Annotated in this window: 16 protein-coding genes and 2 pseudogenes; 6 read left to right on the top strand and 12 right to left on the bottom strand. The window is 64.7% G+C overall.

The window, feature by feature from the left end; genetic code table 11:
- Positions 1-4: 4 nt before the first annotated feature.
- The 5 genes and pseudogenes from PI86_RS11125 to PI86_RS16450 all read right to left on the bottom strand — a co-directional run.
- Positions 5-1,342 (bottom strand): dihydrolipoamide acetyltransferase family protein, encoded by a 1,338-nt coding sequence (locus tag PI86_RS11125; protein ID WP_039322013.1) that lies wholly within the window; start codon positions 1,340-1,342, stop codon positions 5-7.
- A 1-nt stretch (position 1,343) separates the two neighbouring features.
- Positions 1,344-2,387 carry an alpha-ketoacid dehydrogenase subunit beta gene (locus PI86_RS11120; protein ID WP_014897484.1) on the bottom strand — a complete coding sequence of 348 codons (1,044 nt, stop codon included), beginning with the start codon at positions 2,385-2,387 and terminating at the stop codon, positions 1,344-1,346.
- Between the two features lie 2 nt (positions 2,388-2,389).
- Entirely contained in the window at positions 2,390-3,622 is a 1,233-nt protein-coding gene (locus tag PI86_RS11115; RefSeq protein WP_014897485.1) for a 3-methyl-2-oxobutanoate dehydrogenase (2-methylpropanoyl-transferring) subunit alpha, read from the bottom strand.
- A 393-nt stretch (positions 3,623-4,015) separates the two neighbouring features.
- Entirely contained in the window at positions 4,016-4,642 is a 627-nt protein-coding gene (locus PI86_RS11110; RefSeq protein ID WP_039322011.1) for a flavin reductase family protein, read from the bottom strand.
- Between the two features lie 256 nt (positions 4,643-4,898).
- Positions 4,899-5,300: pseudogene (locus PI86_RS16450) on the bottom strand (substrate-binding domain-containing protein); the annotation flags it as partial.
- Between PI86_RS16450 and PI86_RS11105 the strand changes: the two are divergent.
- A pseudogene (locus tag PI86_RS11105) lies at positions 5,293-5,886 on the top strand (porin); the annotation flags it as partial. The pseudogenes PI86_RS16450 and PI86_RS11105 sit on opposite strands and share 8 nt — an antisense overlap.
- Before the next feature lie 89 nt (positions 5,887-5,975).
- Here PI86_RS11105 and PI86_RS11100 read toward each other — a convergent pair.
- From PI86_RS11100 to PI86_RS11085, 4 genes are all read right to left on the bottom strand, one after another.
- Positions 5,976-6,956, bottom strand: a complete 981-nt coding sequence (locus PI86_RS11100; protein ID WP_039322008.1) for an NADPH:quinone oxidoreductase family protein — start codon at positions 6,954-6,956, stop codon at positions 5,976-5,978.
- Between the two features lie 601 nt (positions 6,957-7,557).
- Entirely contained in the window at positions 7,558-7,929 is a 372-nt protein-coding gene (locus tag PI86_RS11095) for a BON domain-containing protein (RefSeq protein ID WP_039322005.1), read from the bottom strand.
- A 115-nt stretch (positions 7,930-8,044) separates the two neighbouring features.
- On the bottom strand, positions 8,045-8,983 hold the full coding sequence (locus PI86_RS11090; RefSeq protein WP_014897509.1) for a LysR family transcriptional regulator: 939 nt from the start codon (positions 8,981-8,983) through the stop codon (positions 8,045-8,047).
- 460 nt (positions 8,984-9,443) lie between these two features.
- Positions 9,444-12,179 carry a LuxR C-terminal-related transcriptional regulator gene (locus PI86_RS11085; RefSeq protein ID WP_235362739.1) on the bottom strand — a complete coding sequence of 912 codons (2,736 nt, stop codon included), beginning with the start codon at positions 12,177-12,179 and terminating at the stop codon, positions 9,444-9,446.
- Between the two features lie 284 nt (positions 12,180-12,463).
- On the opposite strand from PI86_RS11085, the gene PI86_RS11080 reads away from it, so the two are divergent.
- Entirely contained in the window at positions 12,464-13,003 is a 540-nt protein-coding gene (locus PI86_RS11080) for a nuclear transport factor 2 family protein (protein ID WP_235362738.1), read from the top strand.
- A gap of 48 nt (positions 13,004-13,051) precedes the next feature.
- Here PI86_RS11080 and PI86_RS17385 read toward each other — a convergent pair whose 3' ends face one another.
- On the bottom strand, positions 13,052-13,492 hold the full coding sequence (locus PI86_RS17385; RefSeq protein ID WP_152608098.1) for a hypothetical protein: 441 nt from the start codon (positions 13,490-13,492) through the stop codon (positions 13,052-13,054).
- 71 nt (positions 13,493-13,563) lie between these two features.
- Entirely contained in the window at positions 13,564-14,577 is a 1,014-nt protein-coding gene (locus PI86_RS11070) for an AraC family transcriptional regulator (RefSeq protein WP_039321992.1), read from the bottom strand.
- Positions 14,578-14,673: 96 nt separating this feature from the next.
- Between PI86_RS11070 and PI86_RS11065 the strand changes: the two genes are divergently transcribed.
- The 3 genes from PI86_RS11065 to PI86_RS17100 are packed head-to-tail and all read left to right on the top strand — an operon-like array spanning position 14,674 to position 17,789.
- Positions 14,674-15,741, top strand: a complete 1,068-nt coding sequence (locus PI86_RS11065) for a 2Fe-2S iron-sulfur cluster-binding protein (protein WP_442854574.1) — start codon at positions 14,674-14,676, stop codon at positions 15,739-15,741.
- A 34-nt stretch (positions 15,742-15,775) separates the two neighbouring features.
- Positions 15,776-16,933 (top strand): alkane 1-monooxygenase, encoded by a 1,158-nt coding sequence (locus PI86_RS11060; RefSeq protein ID WP_039321987.1) that lies wholly within the window; start codon positions 15,776-15,778, stop codon positions 16,931-16,933.
- Complete coding sequence (locus PI86_RS17100; RefSeq protein WP_152608097.1) at positions 16,854-17,789, top strand: hypothetical protein; 936 nt, start codon at positions 16,854-16,856, stop codon at positions 17,787-17,789. The genes PI86_RS11060 and PI86_RS17100 overlap by 80 nt, the downstream gene beginning before the upstream one ends.
- A 54-nt stretch (positions 17,790-17,843) precedes the next feature.
- Here the strand turns inward: PI86_RS17100 and PI86_RS11050 are convergent, their stop codons facing one another.
- Positions 17,844-18,953 carry an acyltransferase family protein gene (locus PI86_RS11050; RefSeq protein WP_082012214.1) on the bottom strand — a complete coding sequence of 370 codons (1,110 nt, stop codon included), beginning with the start codon at positions 18,951-18,953 and terminating at the stop codon, positions 17,844-17,846.
- 674 nt (positions 18,954-19,627) lie between these two features.
- On the opposite strand from PI86_RS11050, the gene PI86_RS11045 reads away from it, so the two are divergent.
- On the top strand, positions 19,628-20,185 hold the full coding sequence (locus PI86_RS11045) for a hypothetical protein (protein ID WP_039321981.1): 558 nt from the start codon (positions 19,628-19,630) through the stop codon (positions 20,183-20,185).
- Positions 20,186-20,221 lie beyond the last annotated feature (36 nt).

Raw genomic sequence — 20,221 nt, 5'->3', positions numbered from 1 at the left:
GGGCTCACTCCACGAACAGCAGTGCCGGGCGTTCGAGCACCCCGCGCACGGCCTGGATGAATTCGGCTGCATCCGCGCCGTCGACGACGCGATGATCGAACGACGACGACAGGTTCATCATCTTGCGTGCGACGACCGCGCCGTCGCGGATCATCGGCCGCTCGACGATCCGGTTCACGCCGACGATGCCGACTTCGGGATGGTTGATGACCGGTGTCGACACGATGCCGCCGAGTGCGCCGAGGCTCGAGATCGTGATCGTCGAGCCGGTCAGCTCGTCGCGCTGCGCGCGGTTCGCGCGCACCGCGTCGGCGAGCCGCGCGATTTCCGCCGAGATCGACCACACGTCGCGCGCTTCCGCATGACGCAGCACCGGCACCGTGAGACCGCCATCCGTCTGCGTCGCGACCCCCATGTGCACCGCGCCGTAACGCGTGACGACACCAGCTTCGTCGTCGTAGCGTGCGTTGATCTGCGGGAAGTCGCGCAGCGCGATCACCATCGCGCGGATCAGCAGCGGCAGCGGCGTGAGCCGGCCGCGCGTGTCGCCGTAGCGGCGGTTCAACTCCGTGCGCAGCGCTTCGAGCTCGGTGACGTCGATCTCCTCGACGTAGCTGAAGTGCGGAATGCGGCGCTTCGCTTCCTGCATCTTGCGCGCGATCGCACGCCGCAGGCCGATCACCGGCACCTCGGTTTCATCGTTGCGCTCGTCGTAGCCGTACGCTTGCGATGCCCGCGCCGCGCCACCGCCCGTGCGGGCGTACGCGTCGAGGTCCGCATGCAGGATCCGCCCTGCGTCGCCGGTGCCGCGCACGTAGCGCAACTCGATGCCCATGTCCCATGCGCGCTGGCGCACCGCCGGCGACGCGAGCGGCCGCTCGCCCGGCGCGAGTGCCGCGCGCGGCGGCACCGCGTGCCCGGCGCGACGCGGCTCGGCCGGCGCGCGGTCAGCGGCGTGACGCGTGGCCTTCGACGACGCGTGCGCTTCGGCTGCGTCGGTGACGTGGGACGACTTGGCAGGCGCGTCGACCGCCGCCGGATGCGGCGGCGCATCCGCACCGGCATCGCGGGCCTTCGCGCCCGGCTTCAGGTTGCCGTCGCCTTCGACTTCGAGACGGATCAGCTCGCTGCCGACCGCCATCATCTCGCCGATCCGGCCACCGAGCGCCAGCACCTTGCCCGCGACCGGCGATGGAATCTCCACCGCCGCCTTGTCGGTCATCACATCGGCGAGCGGCTGGTCTTCAGCGATCGTCTGCCCGACCTGCACGTGCCAGGCCACCAGCTCGACCTCGGCGATCCCTTCGCCGATATCCGGCATCTTGATGACATGAATCCCCATCTCAGGCCTCCATCACGCGTCGCAACGCTTCGCCAACCCGGGCCGGGCCGGGGAAATACGCCCATTCCTGTGCGTGCGGATACGGTGTGTCCCATCCCGTCGTGCGCTCGACCGGCGCCTCGAGATGATAGAAGCAATGCTCCTGGACGAGCGACACCAGTTCCGCGCCATAGCCGCAGGTGCGGGTCGCCTCGTGCACCACCACGCAGCGGCCGGTCTTGCGCACCGATGCGACGATCGTGTCGAGATCGACCGGCCACAGCGTGCGCAGGTCGATCACTTCCGCGTCGATGCCCGTCTCCTCGGCCGCGGCGAGCGACACGTGGACGGTCGTGCCGTACGTCAGCACCGTCACGTCGTTGCCGGGCCGCACCACGGCGGCCGTATCGAGCGGCACCGTGTAATAGCCTTCCGGCACGGCGCTGCCCGGATGCTTGAGCCACGACGTGACCGGACGCTCGTGATGGCCGTCGAACGGCCCGTTGTACAGGCGTTTCGGCTCGAGGAAGATCACCGGATCGTCGTTCTCGATCGATGCGATCAGGAGCCCTTTCGCGTCGTACGGATTCGACGGCATCACCGTGCGCAAACCGCAGACCTGCGTGAACATCGCCTCCGGGCTCTGGCTGTGCGTCTGGCCGCCGTAGATACCGCCGCCGCACGGCATCCGGATCGTCATCGGCGCGGTGAACTGGCCCGCGGACCGATAGCGCAGCCGCGCGCCTTCCGACACGATCTGGTCGGACGCCGGGTAGAAGTAGTCGGCGAACTGGATCTCGCACACCGGCCGCAATCCGTACGCACCCATCCCGACCGCCGCGCCGACGATCCCGCCTTCCGAGATCGGCGCATCGAACACGCGCGACCTGCCGTACTTGGCCTGCAGCCCTTCGGTGCAGCGGAACACGCCGCCGAAGTAGCCGACGTCCTGCCCGAACACCACCACGTCGCCGTCGCGCGCGAGCATCACGTCCATTGCCGAGCGCAGCGCCTGGATCATCGTCATCGGCTGCGCGTTTGCCGTCGTCGCTTCTTGTTGCGCCATGATCACGCTCCCAGTTCCTGGCGCTGACGGCGCAGATGCGCGGGCAGCTCCTTGTACACGTCGTCGAACATCGAGGCCGGCGACGGAATCCGGTCGTCGGCCAGCGTCCCGAACTTCTCCGCTTCCTTCTGCGCGGCGATCACCTCGGCCTCGAGCTCGGCCGTGAGCGCGTCGTGCGCGCTGTCCGACCAGATGCCTTTGGCGATCAGGTGCTGCTTGAAGCGGGCGATCGGATCGCCGAGCGGGAAATGGGCCCAGTCGTCGCTCGGCCGGTATTTCGTCGGATCGTCCGAGGTCGAGTGCGCGCCCGCGCGGTAGGTCACCCACTCGATCAGCGTCGGGCCGAGATTGCGGCGCGCGCGTTCGGCGGCCCAGGTCGATGCCGCGTAGATCGCGAGGAAGTCGTTGCCGTCGACGCGCAGCGAAGCGATGCCGCAGCCGACGCCGCGCCCGGCGAACGTCGTCCCCTCCCCGCCCGCGATCGCCTGGAACGTCGAGATCGCCCACTGGTTGTTGACGACGTTCAGCACGACCGGTGCGCGATACACGTGCGCGAACGTCAGCGCGGTGTGAAAGTCGGCTTCGGCCGTCGCGCCGTCGCCGATCCACGCGGACGAGATCTTCGTGTCGCCCTTGATCGCCGACGCCATCGCCCAGCCGACCGCCTGGATGAACTGCGTCGCGAGGTTGCCGGAAATCGAGAAAAAGCCGGCTTCGCGGTCCGAGTACATCACCGGGAGCTGGCGCCCTTTCAGCGGGTCGCCTTCGTTCGACATCAGCTGGCAGATCATCCGTTCGAGCGGCACGTCGCGCGCGATCAGGATGCTCTGCTGGCGGTAGGTCGGGAAGCACATGTCGCCGTGGCGCAGCGCCATCGCATGCGCGGCACCGATCGCCTCTTCGCCGAGGCTCAACATGTAGAACGAGATTTTCTTCTGACGCTGCGCGATCATCATGCGCGCGTCGAAGATGCGGGTTTTCAGCATCGCGCGCATCCCGGCGATCAGGCGCGCATCGTCGAGGTCCGGTGCCCACGGGCCGACGGCTTCGCCGTGGTCGTCGAGTACCCGCACCAGGCTGCGCGCGAGATGGGCGGTGTCCGCCGGAGCAACGTCGATCGGCGGGCGGCGAACCGCGCCGGCCGGCGATAGATGCAGATAGGAAAAATCCGTCTTGCAGCCCGGACGCCCGGTGGGCTCCGGCACATGCAGACGCAATGGCTCTGACAGGCTCATCGTGTCGTCTCCACGCTCGATTGTGTCTCACGCTGATAAAAACGCGCGGCCGGTTGCCGGCTCACGCGCGGGCTGGCGTACGGATAAGCACGCCAACCTTGGGAATCTATGCCTTGCGGCGCCTGACGTCGATGCCCAAGCCGCTCGATTGCGGTGAGCAGATTTGCCATGGCGGGTGCCGGCGGGCCATGCGTGCTGTCGGCGAGGGGGATGAACGATGCGTTTGCGGCAGTGCGGTATCGGGCCGCCGGCGTTCGGGCACCGGGGCCGGACGGGTCGGTGCGCCCCGCTCAGGTGCGCGGCATGAAGCAAAAGACCCCGCGAAATCCTGGATTTCCGCGGGGTCCTCGTGGGTCCGGGCGCTGACGTGCCCGCGTGCCGGCGCGCGATGACTTATGCGTCGGGGCGGAAGATGTCGAAGCGGCTGTCGGGCTTGACGTGCACGTAGGCCGACGGGCCGCCCGCGCGAAGAATGATGCCCGCGCCGAAGGTGTCGAAAATGCCGTCTTTCAGCAGGTCATGCCGGATATGGACGGCGACGACCTCGCCGAGTACCAGCGACGCCGGCGTCTCCACGCCGTGGTGATCGCGCAGCCGGATCACGTCGGTCACCTTGCATTCGAAGTTGACGCCGCTTTCCGCGACGCGCGGCACGTCGACCAGGCGCGACGGGATCGCGGTCAAACCGCCGAGATCGAACTCGTTCACGTCGTACGGCACCGCGGCGCAGGTCTGGTTCATCCGGTCGGCAAGCTCGCGCGTCGCGAGGTTCCAGACGAACTCGCCGGTCTCCTGCACGTTGCGCAGGCTGTCCTTGGCGGCGGTGCTCGAAAAACCGATGATCGGCGGACGATAGTTGAACGCGTTGAAGAAGCTGTACGGCGCGAGGTTGACCGTGCCGTCCTGGCCACGGGATGAAATCCAGCCGATCGGACGCGGGCCGACGATCGCGTTCAACGGATCATGCGGCAGCCCGTGGCCTTGCGACGGTTCGTAATAGTGATAGCTCGAGTCGGTCATGACGGGTGGTCTTGCGAAATGCAAACTGGGTTGGATGCCATCGGCAGCGTCACGCGCGCCGATGGTTGGAACGGCGTCCAGTGCGACGTGCGTGGCAAGTATCACACGGAGTCGGGTTCGTCGCAGCGAGGCGGCGCGTGACGGCGCACGAAGCGCAACGCGACCTCCTGCGCTACCGGTTGCTCGCCACCCCGACGACGCTTGGGCGATGGTGCTGGCACTCGCCCCTGGTTGGGGAAGCAAGCAGCATCCCGCTTCATCTACCTGCCCCGCCGAGACGGGTCAAATAGTCGATCAGCCATTGCGTCGCCGGCCCGCATGAACGATCTGCATGCCTGATTAATGACACCCCGTATCGAATGACGTCACGATCCGACAACCGCACGACGGCCAGTCGGCCTTGTCGAAGATCCTCGTCGATCAAATGCATCGGCATGGATCCCCAGCCGAGCCCTTCGAGCAACAGGCGATGCTTTGCGCCCAGGTCGGCGGTCTTCCAGGTGCGCGTCGCATAGATTCCGAATGACTGCCCTTCGGTCAGCCTGCTTCTGTCGGTCAGAACGAGTTGCGTATATGCGCGAGCTTCGGACAGCGGAATCCGCCCCCGACGCTGCGCGAGCGGATGCGTGGGCGCAGCGACCGTGACCAGTTTCAACGCGAATGCCATCTCGTATGCAAGCCCGACGATTGCCGGCTTTCAGGGCAACGCGATGCTCGCGCTGGGTGGCGTCGCCGGCAATTTCCAGGCGGGCCGTCAGCACTCGGCGAGCCTGAACTACACGTATGGCCCGATGCTTGTCAGCGCCGCGATGTATAGCGGCAACGCCGGCGGCACGGCTGCGACGACGCCCCTGCCGAGCACGGTCGCGTTCTCGGGCCGCACGATCGGTGCGCGCTACGAGTTCAGCGACCTGACCGTGAACGCGGTATTCGTCAATTACAAGGCCGCGGGCTCGTTCGACAACCGCGTCTACGGCGGCGGCCTCAGCTACCGGTTCACGCCGACGATCCATGCCGACGCGGGCGTCTGGTACACGAGCGACGGGAACGATACCGCGAACCATTCCATCCTGGCCGCAACGGGCCTGACCTACAGCCTGTCGAAGGCGACGCTGATTTACGACCAGCTCGGGTTCGTCAACAACCACGGCAAGATGAACACGGGCCTGTCCACCAACGGCGCGCTTGAAGGCGTGTCCGGATCGACGTTCGGCACCGTCGTCGGGATTCGGCATCTCTTCTAGATCCCGTGCGGCACGTGCACCGAGCCGGGCGAATCGGAACCCGTCGATCTCGACGATCCGATCGCCCGCCATGTCGCGGCGGCGTCGGCTCAAGCATCCGGCAGGATCACCACCTTGCCCTTGACCTGCCGGTTCGCCATGCGCGCGATCGCGTCGGCCGCGCCGGCCAGCGACACGCGCTCGGTGATCGCGGGCCGCACTTTGCCGGCCGCGAACCATTCGGCGAGCAGGCGCATGTTCGAGACATGCTGCGCCGGGTCGCGGCGCACCGCATCACCCCAGAACACGCCGAGAATGTCGCGCTCCTTCAGCAACGCCAGGTTCAGCGCGATCTTCGGGATCTCGCCGGCCGCGAAGCCAACCACGAGGAACCGGCCGCGCCACGCGGTCGCGCGCAATGCCGCCTCGCTGTATGCGCCGCCCACGGGATCGTAGACGACGTCGGCACCGCGCCCGCCGGTCAATTCGTCCACGCGGCGGCGCAGGTCTTCCGTCGCATAGTCGATCGTGTCGTCGGCGCCCGCGTCGCGACACAGCGCGAGCTTGTCCGCGCTCGACGCCGCGGCGATCACGCGCGCACCCAGCGCCTTCGCGATCTCGATCGCGGCGAGCCCGACACCGCCCGCCGCCCCCAACACCAGCAACGTTTCGCCCGGTTGCAGCCGCGCACGCTGCTGCAATGCGTGCAGCGACGTGCCATAGGCGAGCACGAGCGCCGCGCCCTGCTCGAACGTCATCCCCGGCGGCATCGCGGCGATCTGGTGCACGTCGGCCACACACTGTTCCGCGAATCCACCGTGCCCGGTAAACGCGACCACGGCGTCGCCGGGCCGCCACGTGGTGACACCTTCGCCAACCGCGTCGATCACGCCGGCGAACTCCGCGCCCGGCGAGAACGGCAGCGCCGGCTTCACCTGGTACAACCCCTGGACGATCAGCGCATCGGGGAAATTGAGCGACGCCGCCTTCACCCGGATCCGCACCTGGCCTGCGGCGGGTTCGGGAATCGCGACTTCCTCGATCTGCAGTCGATCGATCGGACCGAAGGCGGTACACAGCACGGCTTTCATGCGTTCATTTCTCCTTGTACGGCAGGGCCGGCCGCTTCCTGTTCCCGCAGCCTGCCGCTGGCCGGATTGACGCTGGCTAACAAACAGCGGCGCGCCGCACATCGTGCGACGCGGTGCGATTGCCTCTGTCCAAACGACTCAATATCAGGTTCGCGACGCGAATACGCAACGGCAGCCGGTGCGCCGGCCGCCATGCATCGACACCCGACGATGTTGCCGTCGATCGGTCGCATCACGTTCGCTGCAGCCCGCATTCGCCGCCAGCAGCGGAGACGACGATCAGGATCGCGGCGGCCGCGTCAGGGACGGCTCGGTGCGGTCGAACCGCGCGGCGTCCTGAATCTCGTTCCGCGCAAGCGCCTGCGGGCGAACCTCGCCCGGGCCGGCGGAATTCACCGCGAGCACGCGCTGGCTGCCGCCGCGGCCGAGACAGGGTTCCACCGTCGAAGGTCCGCCAGCGTGATGCCGACGGCCCAGCATATCGACCGGGCCGGCATGTTTGAAATTTATTTGATGAATGCCAGATCATTCACGCCGCGAATCCCTCCGGACGCCTGCATCCGGAGGGCCGGCATCGCTCAGCAGCGTTCAACGCCGCACATCACTGCCCGCCTTCCAGGCGCAATTCGAGCTTGCTCGTCACCGACGTGACGCCGGGCACCTGGCGAGCCGCGTCCACTGCCGCCTTATCCTGCGACTGGTCGGTAATCAATCCGGCCAGCGTGACTTCACCGGTCTTCGCCTTGGCAAACACGGTGACCTGGGCATTGCCGATACCGGGCGCCTTCACGATCGCCTGACGGACCTTCTTCGCAAACGCGCGGTTTTCCTGGCGCTCGGCCTTCTTGGCCGCGCGAGGCGACGCCGCCGCCGGCTTGGCCGCTGGCGTGTCGGGGGTTGCGGATTGCGCGTAGCACGTGACGGACGACAATGCGACGATGCCGGCAACAATGATCATAAGACGTGATTTCATCATCCTCTCCTCAGCAAGAACCCACGATCAACGACGGATTGGCGGACGCCGGAATCGGGCACCCGGTATTGCACCTGCAGTGCGTTCGCATGCCCGGTTGCAGCGTGCGACGATCTTATGCGGCAATCGAATTCAGTGCATTTTCGTCGGCTTCCAGTGCGGGCGAAAGCGTCATGCGCAGATGGTCGAGAAAGGTTCGGATCTTCGCGTCCATGAATTGCCTGGAGATGTACATCGCATAGACATCGAGCATCGTCAGGCGATAGTCCGGCAACACCCTGACGAGTTTCCCGCTGCGCAGATCATCGATGACCGAATAGATGGCCAGCGACCCGATACCCATTCCGGCCCGCAACGCAATCGCGAGCGCCTCCGGTGCGTTGGCCTGAAACGGCGCCGCGAGAACCGCGTGCGATACCACGTCGCCGCACGCGCCATGCAGCAACCATTCATCGCTCGCATCGGCTGGCGTATCGAGGCGCAGACACGTATGGCTGGCGAGTTCGGCCGGATTCAGCGGAATGCCATGCTGATCGAGATACGCTTTCGATGCGACCAGCACGCTATAGCATCTTCCGTAGGTGTGCGCGATATATCCCGAATCCGGCAAACTCGATGCCGTCACCACTGAAATGTCATAGCCGTCTTCCACCAGATTCGGCATCCGCTGCGAATAGGTGATTTCGACGGCGACTTCGGGAAAGGCCGCCTGATATGCCACGACCGCCCCGGTCACGTGGCTTTGCCCCAGTCCGGGCATGGTATGGACGCGCAACCGCCCGTACGGCCGAACCAGCGCGTTTCTGGCCTCGGCATTCGCCTGGTCGACATCGCCGAGGATCGACACCAGGCGTTCAAAATAACGCCGTCCGTTGTCGGTCAGCGCAATTCTCCGGGTCGTTCGATTCAACAGGCGAGTCTGTGCATACTCTTCGAGACTGGATACGGCTCGCGACACCTGTGCAATCGCCACGTCGGTCTGTTTTGCCACGGCCGTAAAACTGCCGGCCTGCACGACACGCACGAATGTCCGCATGTTTTCGAGCATATCCATTTTGATCCGTCGTTTATCACTGTGAATGCACGGCGCGGGCAATCCGGAAGCCTGCTTCTGCACGCCGTAGAAGTGACGTCCGACATCACCATCTGGAGTTTTCGGCCTGAAGGGGCAACGCCAGCGCAGCGGGGAATGCACCATTCCACCCGCCGCCGCGCTCGACCCAATCATCCGAATTCTCGGATATTCCTCATCAAACGATCACCCCCCTCACGGGGGGCTACTCAAACATGCGCTCGCATGAGATGCTCCGCAAGTTGGCCAATCCGGCCTGAGCAACGACGCGTTGCTCGCCGCCACTGTGGGCGAAGCACGATCTCGCCGAGCTGGCGGCCGGAGTCCATCCATTCATTCATGTGCGGCACGTGCCAATTGCGCGCGACTGGGTCACCGCCAGCGATGTCGGCGAGATCCTCGTTCCGGCAGTCGCTTGCAAGATCCGCGCCGAGGCGCCGGCTCATTCGTCGTCATGCCCCGAGCGCGACGGCTCGCGCGCCAACCCGGTGCGTACGGCCTGGATGCGCGACGTGACGTTGAGCTTCTCGAAGATATTCTTCAGATGCCACTTGATCGTTTCCGGCGCAACGCGCAGCGCACGCGCGATTTCCTTGTTCGACAATCCTTGCGCGACATAGTCGAGGATCTCGGCCTCCCGCGCGCTCAGGTTGCCCGGCGTGCCGGGCCGCGTGCCCGGCGTCGCAGTCGAGGTCCGCTTGACGTCGAACGCGCCTGCCAGCTCCCGCAAGTACCACGCGTTGACGGCCGGCAGGCGGCCGACGCGTTTCAACGCGCGCGCGATCATGCGTTCCACGGTCGGGCCTTCATCGACGAAGGTGCGCACCAGGCCGTTGACCTGACCGTACTCGAGCGCTTGCCCGAGCACCGCGAGCGCGGCGTCCTCCTGGCCAGCCTGCTCAAGCGCTACCGCCCGCAACGTGGCGGCCTGCGCCGCGAACCAGCCGAAGCCGAGCGCGACCAGCGCTTCATGCACGATGGCGATCACCTGCCCGGCCTCGACCGCATGCCCGTCCGCCAGCAACAGTCGCGCTCGCGCGGATTGCGCCATCTGCCACGTCTCGACGTAACTCGATGCGACCGCCGGCGACGCTGCCGGCACCAGCGCCGCGAGTGCCTTGCCGAGACGGTGCGCCTGCGACAGCTTGCCGACGCTCACACACAGCCGGATGCTGGTCGCCATGCACGCCACCCGCAGTCGCAGCCATTGCCGGCTGCAGGCGATCTGTTCGGCGGCATCGAGGATCTCGTGCGCGCGCGCTTCGCGGCCTGACTGAAACTCGATCAGTGCAGCAGCCTGAATGAAACGCAGCAAAGGCCCGAGCGAGCATGCCTGCATCGCGACCTCGAAGCGGTCGCGCTGCGCGTCGCGGACCTTCGCCCAGTCGTTCCATTCGTAATAGATGGCCGACAGATAGCCGGCCGACAACGCGGTTGCCGCCGACAGCCGCCCGGCGGATTGCTCGGCGAACCGCAGCGCAACCTCGAACGTCTTCGATGCGTCGTGCAGGCGGCCGGACACGAATTCCGCAAGACCGGACATGTTTTGCCGGTAGACGTTCGCATACAGCGGCTCATCTCCGGACATCGAACTTTCGGCGCGGGCCCTGAGCGTCAGTACGTCGTCGAGGCGCCCCGCGTAACCGAGACCGAAGATCATCGTGGTTTGCCCGATCTGCTCGATCCACGAGCCCGGCGTCGGGCCCGCGGCCAGCACGCGCGCGCCCAGGTCCAGCGATTCGGCGCTCTGGTCCGACAGGCCCGCTATCAGCGAGCGCACCGCGAGCAATTCGGTTGCCATGACGCCGTCCAGATCGAGACGGCGCGCTTTCACGTCGGCTTCGATCGATGCCAGCGAGCGACGTGCGTCGAGGATGCTCATCGACAATGCGAGCGCCCAGGTATGCGCGATCCGCAACCGCAAGCGTCCCGCCAGCGCCGTCTCCGGAAGGCGGGAAACCCAGTCGAGCACGGTCCGCACGTCACTGGCCGCAATGAGCCGCATCGCGCAGGTCTCGACCCAGCCGGCAGCCGTGTCGAAATCGCCCGCGGCGAGCGCATGCCGGACGGCATCCGGCCACTGGCGCTTGCGCGCATGCCATTCGCTCGCGCGGCGATGCAGCGCGGCGATCGCACCAGGCTTGTGCAACGCCAGTTCCTCGCGAAGATACTGCGAAAACAGCGCGTGGTAGCGATAGTTCTGACGCCCGCCGTCGACCGACTTGATGAACAGATTGTGGGTGCTCAACCATTCGAGGCAGTCGGCCGCATCGTCGCGACTCGTCAGTGCGTTGCACAACGAGGGGGTCAGTTGCTCCAGCACCGCCGTGCACAGCAGGAAGTGGTGAACGGCTTCCGGCACGCGCGACATCACATTTTCGTTGAGATAGGTGGCGATCCCGGCCCGCGCACGGCTCACCTGCTCGGCCACATGCGCCGCGTTGCTGTCGTCGCGCAGCGCAAGCGCGGCCAGTTGCAAACCCGACACCCAGCCCTCGGTCGCGGCACGCAGGCGCTCGATGCTCTCGGCATTGAGTTGCTTGCCCGCGACCCGGTCGAAGAACGATCGCGTTTCCGTCTCGTCGAAACAGAGATCATCCGCGTCCAGCCGCACCAGTTCGTCACGCGACTCGAAATAGCTGAACGGCAGTGCCGGTGTGGATCGGCATGCCAGGACGACGTGCAGGTTCGACGGCGCGTAGCGCAGCAGCTCGAACATCGCGTCGTGAATGACCGGCGAAGCGAGACGATCGAAATCGTCGAGCATCAGGAATAATTCGACGCCCGAGGTTTCGAGTTCGTTGAGCAACTCGTCGAAGACGATCTTCAGCGGAATCAGCGCACGGTCGCGCAGCAATTGCCGGGCATGGCTGCCAATGCCGCCCGTCGCCTCGACGACGGCCGCGACAACATATGACGAAAAGATCGACGCGTTGTCGTCGTCCGGGTCGAGGCTCACCCACGCGACCTTGGCATCCGTCGCCACGAGTTCCTTGCGCCACTCCGAAAGCAGCGTCGTCTTGCCGTAGCCGGCCGGTGCGCACACGAGCGTGACCCGGCGGTCCAGCGCACGGGCGAGCCGGCCGATCCTGGCCAGGCGCGGCACGATCTCGCGTGCCGACGCCGGCATCAGCTTGGCACGCACCAGTACTTCGATCCCGTCGGCGTCCGCAGGCATAGCCGACGCTCCGCTGTCCGTGGACGTCATCGCTCTCCGCTTCTCCCGGTACTGTCTGCCCGCGCGGGTAAAAGGCCCGCGGGCCACCTGCCCGACATGGTGTCAAGGTTCGACGCGCGACTCATACAGCATAGCCACGCGACCTCGAGCATCAACAGTAGGTGATGTCCCGACTGGCCAAGCACCAGAATTGCAACCCATCCCGATCGAATCCGACGAATTCCTGTCGTGCCCGATCCACCTCCCCCCGTTCGGGGGGCTACCTCGATCGGGAAACTCGTTCCATGCTGACTCGGCAGTGCCGCCGCTCGATGCCACCCGCCACCGTGTCCGGCCGCGGACGCGACCAGCGGGCAGCCGGTCGCCGACACCCGTTGAACCGCCCTTACCGCCCAGGAGCCGTCATGAATTGCCGAGACATCGCGCAAGCATTTTTCGATCGCTATCGACAGCACGACATCGAAGGCATGCTCGCCCTCTTTGCGCCGGACGCCACCATCGACTACGTGCCGATCGCCGCAACCGGCGCCGCCGCCGTCCAAGGCGCGGCGATCTGGACCGCGCTTACCGACGCTTTTCCGGATTTGTCCAATGAGATCGACGCGATCCATGCGGACGGTGCCGGACGTCATGCGACTGTCGAGGTCACGATTCGCGGGACGCAGGCACAGGATTGCCTCGGCATCCGGCATCGCGGCAAGTCGTTTTCGCTCCGGCACGCATTTGTGTTCGAGTTCGATGCCGACGTACGCATCACGCGGCTCACTGCCTATTGGGACAACGTCAAACTCTTCGAAGACCTCGGCAAGACGACGCTCGGATAACGCAACGTCGATGACGGCCGCCCGCCGCGCGGCCGCCTTCAACGCCGGTCAGGCTGCCTGATAGCGCTCGCGCAATGCGCGTTTGTTGATTTTCCCGACGCTGGTCTTTTCGATCGCATCGACGATGAGCAGCCGTTCCGGCACCGCGTATCGAGAGATCAATCCGCGATCGGCGACCTGCTTGACGTGCGCCAGCAGTTCCGCCGTGTCGCCAGCGGCATATGCAGCAATTGCTTGACCAGCAGCGGATACGTGTAGGCGGACGGCGACGGCTCGTCCCGAGGGCGCGAATACGACGGGTTCATGAAGGCCTCCGTGAACAGCCGACATGACGCGACGCCGATCACGGGCAACCGTGCGGGCCGTTTTCGACTCGCGTTTGCGTCGGCCACGATGACATTCACGATACAGCACGTGCAAGCGCCAGACACCCCACTTTCGGGGGGACACGCCACGGCGTTGCAGCGCGCCGGCGATCCGGCGCACCATCGCACTCGCCGGTTCAGACCGTCGTCATCGTGTGCGCACCCACCTGATCGGGGGGCACTCGAACCCTGTCCCTAACTGGTGGCGGCCCGACGAAATTCCGACGGCGACTTGCCCTCCCAGCGGATGAATGCACGCCGGAAATTGCCGAGACTGTCGTAGCCAAGCAGAAACGCGATTTCCTGCAGGCTGAGCTTGCCCGACCTCACGCTCTCGACCGCCAGCGTATGGCGCACGCTTTCCAGTATGTCTCGATACGACGTGCCCTCGTCGGCCAAGCGCCGATGCAATGTGCGCGGCGTCATGTTCAGCAGTTGGGCGACCGCTTGTTGCGACGGAAACGCGCCCACCTTCTCGAACATCAGCCGTCGGACCCTGGAGGGAAGCGCATGCTGCCGATTCAGGTTGGCGAGCTCGATCTGGCAGAGACGCACCGCCTCCGTCAACGCGCGCGCGTTGCTGCTGACGAGCGGCCGATCCAGATCGCCGACCTGGAACGCCAGGCCCGTCCAGTTCAGACCATAGCGGACGTCGCAGCCGAACAAGTCCCTGGCCAGATTCGCATAGTCGGGCACGTCGAACGGCAGCGCCACGAACGATGCCGGACTCGCGCCCCTCGCGATGTAGTCGAGCAGATTCTTGATCGTCAACACGATCGCTTCCATCACCGGCTGCCGGATGTCGCCGAGCGGATGACGCTCGACGAACGCGAGCCGTGCATGCTCGCCCACGATCTCGAGCTTCGCGGAAACGAGCGAGGTGCGCACCTGCACGAAACGCTCGATGAGTTCGAGCGCCTGTCGCGGCGTCACGCTGTTGGTCATCGCGTAACCCAGTAGCCCGTGACTGCCGATACGCAAGCGCTCCCCTACGAGCAGCCCGAGCGCCGGCTCGCCGGTCGCATCGATCGCATCGCTCACCAGCCGCTTGAAGGCGTCGAAGGAAAAATCCTGGAGGGTCAGCTCGCCGTTCGCGCCGGGGCGCTGCAATTGCACGAACCAGTCGGGCAGACGCGCCCCCATCCGGACGACCTGATCCGAGATCTGGAGCGCGTAGTGCAGTTGAAGAAAAAAGTCCGTCTCGGACATATCGGACATCCTCGCTGGGTGACGGACCTCAATTGACGTCAAATGCGCCATCGATGTCAATTCGAGCACTCCCGTAACGGCCACCGGTTCCCTACGATGAACGTACCTCAACCGTACCGACCGGAAGGCAATATGTTCAGGTTCCTAACAAAATCCAAGACTGTTACGGCCGTCATCAACGATCGCGCCATCACGGTTCAACCGCGGGAAACGCTCTTGCAGGCGGCATTGCGCCAGGGTATCGACTTTCCGCATAGCTGTCGGGTCGGCGGATGTGCGACGTGCAAGTGCAAGCTGATCCACGGGCGCGTGAAGGAGCTCACGCGTACCGAGTACGTCCTGCCGGACGAGGACCTCGATCAGGGGTTCATCCTGGCCTGCCAGAGCATCCCTCGATCGGACGTGAGTATCGCCGTCGACATGAGCCGTTACGGCGCGCGACGGACGATCGCCGGGCGCGTGATCGGCCAGGACCGGCTGACGCACGACATCCTGCGCCTGCGCGTCCAGCTGGACGAAGCGCTTCCGTACAAGGCCGGGCAGTATGCGCTGCTGTCGATCGCGTCATTGCCCGGCGAGGTGCGCAGCTACTCGTTCGCGACGCGCGTACGGCCGGATGCACAGGCCGTCTTTTTCGTGCGCAAGGTGCCCGGCGGCGCATTTTCCGGCCATGTCCACGAACATGACCTCGTCGGCCGGACGGTGACCCTCGAAGGCCCGCTCGGGGACTTCTGGATGCGCGCCGCCACGACCCCGTTGATCCTGATTGCCGGAGGCAGCGGGCTCGCGCCGGTTCTCGCGCTGCTGGAAGACGGCGCGGAGGCACGCGTGGCGCGTCCGGTCACGCTGCTGTTCGGCGCGCGCGCGCAGCGCGATCTGTACGCGCTCGACACGATTGCCGAGCTCGCCGATCGCTGGCACGACCGCTTCGATTTCCTGCCCATCCTTTCCGAAGAACCGATCGATTCGTCATGGCGCGGTGCGCGCGGGCTCGTCACCGACGGCATCGCCGACGACCTGCCGGCCGACGCACATGCCTACCTGTGCGGGCCGCCCCGGATGATCGACGCGGCCACCGAAGTCCTGACGGCGCGCGGCCTTTCCCGGGCACACATTCACGCGGATCGCTTCACCACGCAACACGACATACCGGCAGTCGCCTGAATTTCAATACCAACCTGGAGGAGGACACGTCCACATGCATCACTATCTGAAGTACTTCCTGTTCCACGTGATCGGCATCTCTTCGATCATCGCGTTCGTCGCGGGCGGTGCGTGGATCACGATCGATCTCGTCGCGATCCTCGCGTTCTATATCGTCGGCGACGCGATCTGCGGCGACGATACGTCGACCCCCGTCCTGCGTCATCCCGGTGTCCTGACGTTTCAACTGTGGATGGCGCTGCCGCTGCTGTCGCTGATCGTCTTTGCGTCGGTCTGGTCGATTGCCACGTCCGACCCGTTCGGCTTCGGAGCACTGATCGAAAGGTTGACCGGATACGACGCATTGGCCGCACGCACCGCGGGGAACTGGGGGCATCGCGTATCCGGCGTGGTGCTGACCGGCTTGATGATCGGCATGATCGGCACCATTCCCGCGCACGAACTCACGCATCGCACCTGGGACCGGATGTCGATGTTCATCGGCCGTTGGCTGCTGGCATTCAGCTTCGATACGATTTTCTCGATCGAGCACGTCTATGGACACCATCGCTACGTGTCGACAACGGAAGATCCGGCCACGGCCCCGCGCGGCCGCAACGTCTACTTTCACATCCTCGTCTCGACGCTCAAAGGTAACGTCAGCGCATGGAAGATCGAGGCGAAGCGCTTGAAGCGCGCCGGACACGGGCGGCTTACGCCGTTCAACGCGGTGATTCGCGGCCACCTGATGAGCGTGCTCCTGCTCGCAGGCGCATGGAGCATCGGCGGGTACAGAACGGGCGCATACTTCCTGCTCTGCGCGCTGTGGGGCAAGGCACTGCTGGAAATCGTCAACTACATGGAGCACTACGGTATCGTCCGGGATCCCGGTACGCCCGTCCAGCCGCGCCACTCATGGAATACGAACCGGCGCATCAGTTCGTGGTCCATGTTCAACCTGACGCGCCATTCGCACCATCACGCCCAGGGCGAAGTGCCTTATCAGGACCTCAAGCCGTTTTCCGATGCCCCGATGATGATCGGCGGCTACCTGACGACGATCGTCGTCGCGATGATCCCGCCGCTTTGGCACAAGCTGATGACCCCCAAGGTGCTCGCCTGGGATCGCAACCATGCGACCGAGCTGGAAAGACGTCTCGCCGCCGACGCAAACGCGCGCAGTGGTGTCGCGGCGTTTGCGGCCGCGACGTGAATCGACCACGGCACGGACACGACGCGCGACCTGCCGCGGCTCATCGACGCGGCAGGTCACCCGCACGGCGGCCTCACACTCGCGTCTCCATGCAACCTGCCCGAGCGGCGGCGCAGGTTGCCAGTCAACGGAATTGCCCATCATGGCTCATCCTGGAAAAGTTCGCGTGCACCGCGATTCCTCCGGTTGCTACTACGACGGCGAATCATATGCACTCAGGCTACAGTCGATCAGTGGTTGGCGCGACGAGACGGATCCGACGATCCGGGTCGATCTATTCGCATTACCAAAGATGACCGGATTGACTCGGCCCGTTCTCCTGGGCCGTCCCGGCTCGGCCAGCGATTTCAGGCGCGAAGAGATCACGATCGAACCTGGCGAGTCCGGCGACGAGTTCCGATGCATGCGGCGCATGATCGCAAACAACCGGGATCTGACCTGTCGTGAAGGGATTGCGATCACGCTCGAGCGTGGCATCGGCGATTTGCTGATCGACGACCTGCATCGTGTCGATTGCACGAGCCGGATCGCGGCGACACTGCGGAACACGCTGACACCCACGCTGGGAAGAGCGCTGTGGCCGCACGAGGACGAAACGCTGCTGAGTGTCGCAAGCAGCATGCTTGACGGTCATTCGATGCTCGACGCGATGCAACGAGCCGTCAGCCGGCAATATGGCCCGCTGTTCTCCTCCGCGGGCGACCATCCGCTCGCCAGGGAACTGGGCGAGGCGCTGCGCAATCAGGAAGGCACGGTCAGCGGTGCGACGATCGTGCGCGTGCCGACCGGATCCGCCAGTTCGCTCGACCAGCACGTCGCGGTCGCTGCGTGGCAACGGCCGTATGCCGACGGATAGCAGGCAACAGAGGCTGTATCGATGGCACGGTCCGGCCGCCGCGCGCGAGGATTCTCAGTCGACGGCTGGACGGCCGAGTGCGGATGGTCGAAACATCACGTCGGCCCAAGTGTTGAACCGCTTCCGAAACGGCGTTTCGACCGATCGATTCAGGCGGTTTGCAAGTACGAACGATGCCGCCAGAAAAACGACGTATTCAATTGCAAGCGCGACTGGACCGGTAGCGACCTTTTCCGAGAGAAGCAGCGCCGGCCGGAACACCGCATGCCCCAGATACAACGAATACGATATGCCGCCGAGATACTGCGGGGCACGACAGTGCAGCAATCGGGCAATCGGACCTTCGTCGCGACTCAGCGATGCGATGAGCATCGCAAATACGGCGGGTGCCGCGAGCGCCGAGCCGGGGACGCGATCCGCAAACAGGATCAGTGCGATCGCGATGGCGACGACCGCAATTTGCGGCGCAGATCCGGTCGCATGCATCACCACACGGTGGTCGCGGTGCTGTGCGATGACGGCACCGATAAAGAAGCCGGCCATACATCGAGCCCATCCCCAGTCGAACGTCATTCCGAAGCAATCCCCCTTGGCCAGACACGACTTGGGAACGATCGACGCCCACGCAGCAATCGCATAGCCGGTCATCGCCAATGCCGCGAACACGACGACGCGGCATCGCCCTGGCATCATCAGGCAGAGCGCGCCGAACAGCAGATAGACATAGAACTCGTCGGCCGTACTCCAGCTGACGCCGGTGCCTATGTCGTATTGGAAGAGATGGAACCCTTGCGTCATCGTCACGATCGCGACGACTTCGCGGAGGGTTGGCACAAAAGGTGGCGCACTCGGGCTACCCGCCAAAACCGCCAGCATGACCATCCAGTTGAGCATGACATAGAAGAGCACGCTCGCGACCATGTGCGTCGGCCAGATCCGGCCGAACCGGCGAACCATGAAGCTGAGCCATTGCCGCGTGTCGCCCATCCTCGCGCCATATGCGCTGCAGATCACGAAACCACTCAAGACGAAAAACAGGTCGACTGCGAGGTACCCGTTCCGGCTCACGCCACGGCCGGCACTGTCGAACTGCATGTGATAGATGACGACGAACAACGCCGCGCACCCGCGCAGTCCCTCGAGACTGGCTATTGTCCTTTTCATGCGCTCCCCGTACAGATTCTGGTGCTTCCCCGTTGTTCACCGGTTTATAGGGGAAAAGCGGAGCGCGCTCAACGCCGCTAGGGAAAGCCACTAGATGCGGGCGGCGGTCGAGTCACCCTGCCGGTGCAACGGCGAGTCGATCGGCAGTCCCGGTGGCTCCGGCGCATCGACGGACACCGTGTCGACGCCGAGGGACAGCGCTGAAGCCCTCGCCATAGCGAGCAGGATGCGACAAAAAACCCCGCCGGGACAGGGTTCCGAACGGGGTTCTGCGGTCGCACGAGATTCAGCGGGATGAATCCATGGTGGGGACCGGAACCGAGAAATCCCCGCTCTTCGCCGTCTGGAGCGGAGCTGCCTCCACTACGCAGTCGAGATACCACCAAAAATACCACCACACAAACCCTCCTACCCCACTTACAAACAAGCGCTGGACCTCCCCGGCCTGTACAAAACCTCAGTAGAATAAATTCCGGTCGCGCCCGATCGACGGGTCGCAAACCGGGGTCCCTCACCCGGCCGGCGCGACCTCCATTCGTGAGGGGCTTTGCGTGAGGGCGCGAATGGTAAGCCAGAGTGACCAAACAATTGTCCCGGCACCTCGGGCGGCAACGGATGGCAACCTCAGAATAATAGTCAGGGATGGCGCCGCTCCGATAGATAAAGACAGGATCGTGAGAGCTGTTCGCCGTGACGCCGATCCTGATATCGACATAGATAAAATAACGACCGCCGTTCTCAACGCGATAGACATATGGGCTGTTGCGGCGCAAGGCCGAGACAGACTAGAGGAAAGTCGCAACTCTCGCGCGGGCGGCGATGCTGCCGAGAATAAAATCTTGCGCCCCCCGCTCATAGACCAGAAATTTCTAGATGACTTGCAAGTCGAACTTGATCGGCACCCGATCAATGCTCTTGAATTGATTGCGTTATTGAAGTTTCAAGCGACAATCTATGTACGGGTTGGCGATAGAGAAGCGCAGCAATTAGAGGCAGACAAGCGTACGAGAAATTCCCGGCGTGCTGCACTCATTGGGCATAGCCAGGACGTGAATGGAAAAGCAACGGCTAAGAGGAGCGTTCGGTGGCACTGGGTGCAATGGCAGAGTGACCCGGCCATGTACAAAAATAAGGCATCGTTCGCGCGCATCATGATGGATAAATACGAGCCCCTGCAAAGCCAAAGTGTGATTGAGCGCTGGTGCCGTCAATGGGAGCGAGGGGAGGAATAATCCGCACCCTGCACCGCGAAATACGCACTATGCGCG

It is taken from the genome of Burkholderia sp. A9, assembly GCF_000801975.1.
Note: the sequence above shows the minus strand (reverse complement) of the source record. Positions and strands in the feature narration are given on the sequence as shown.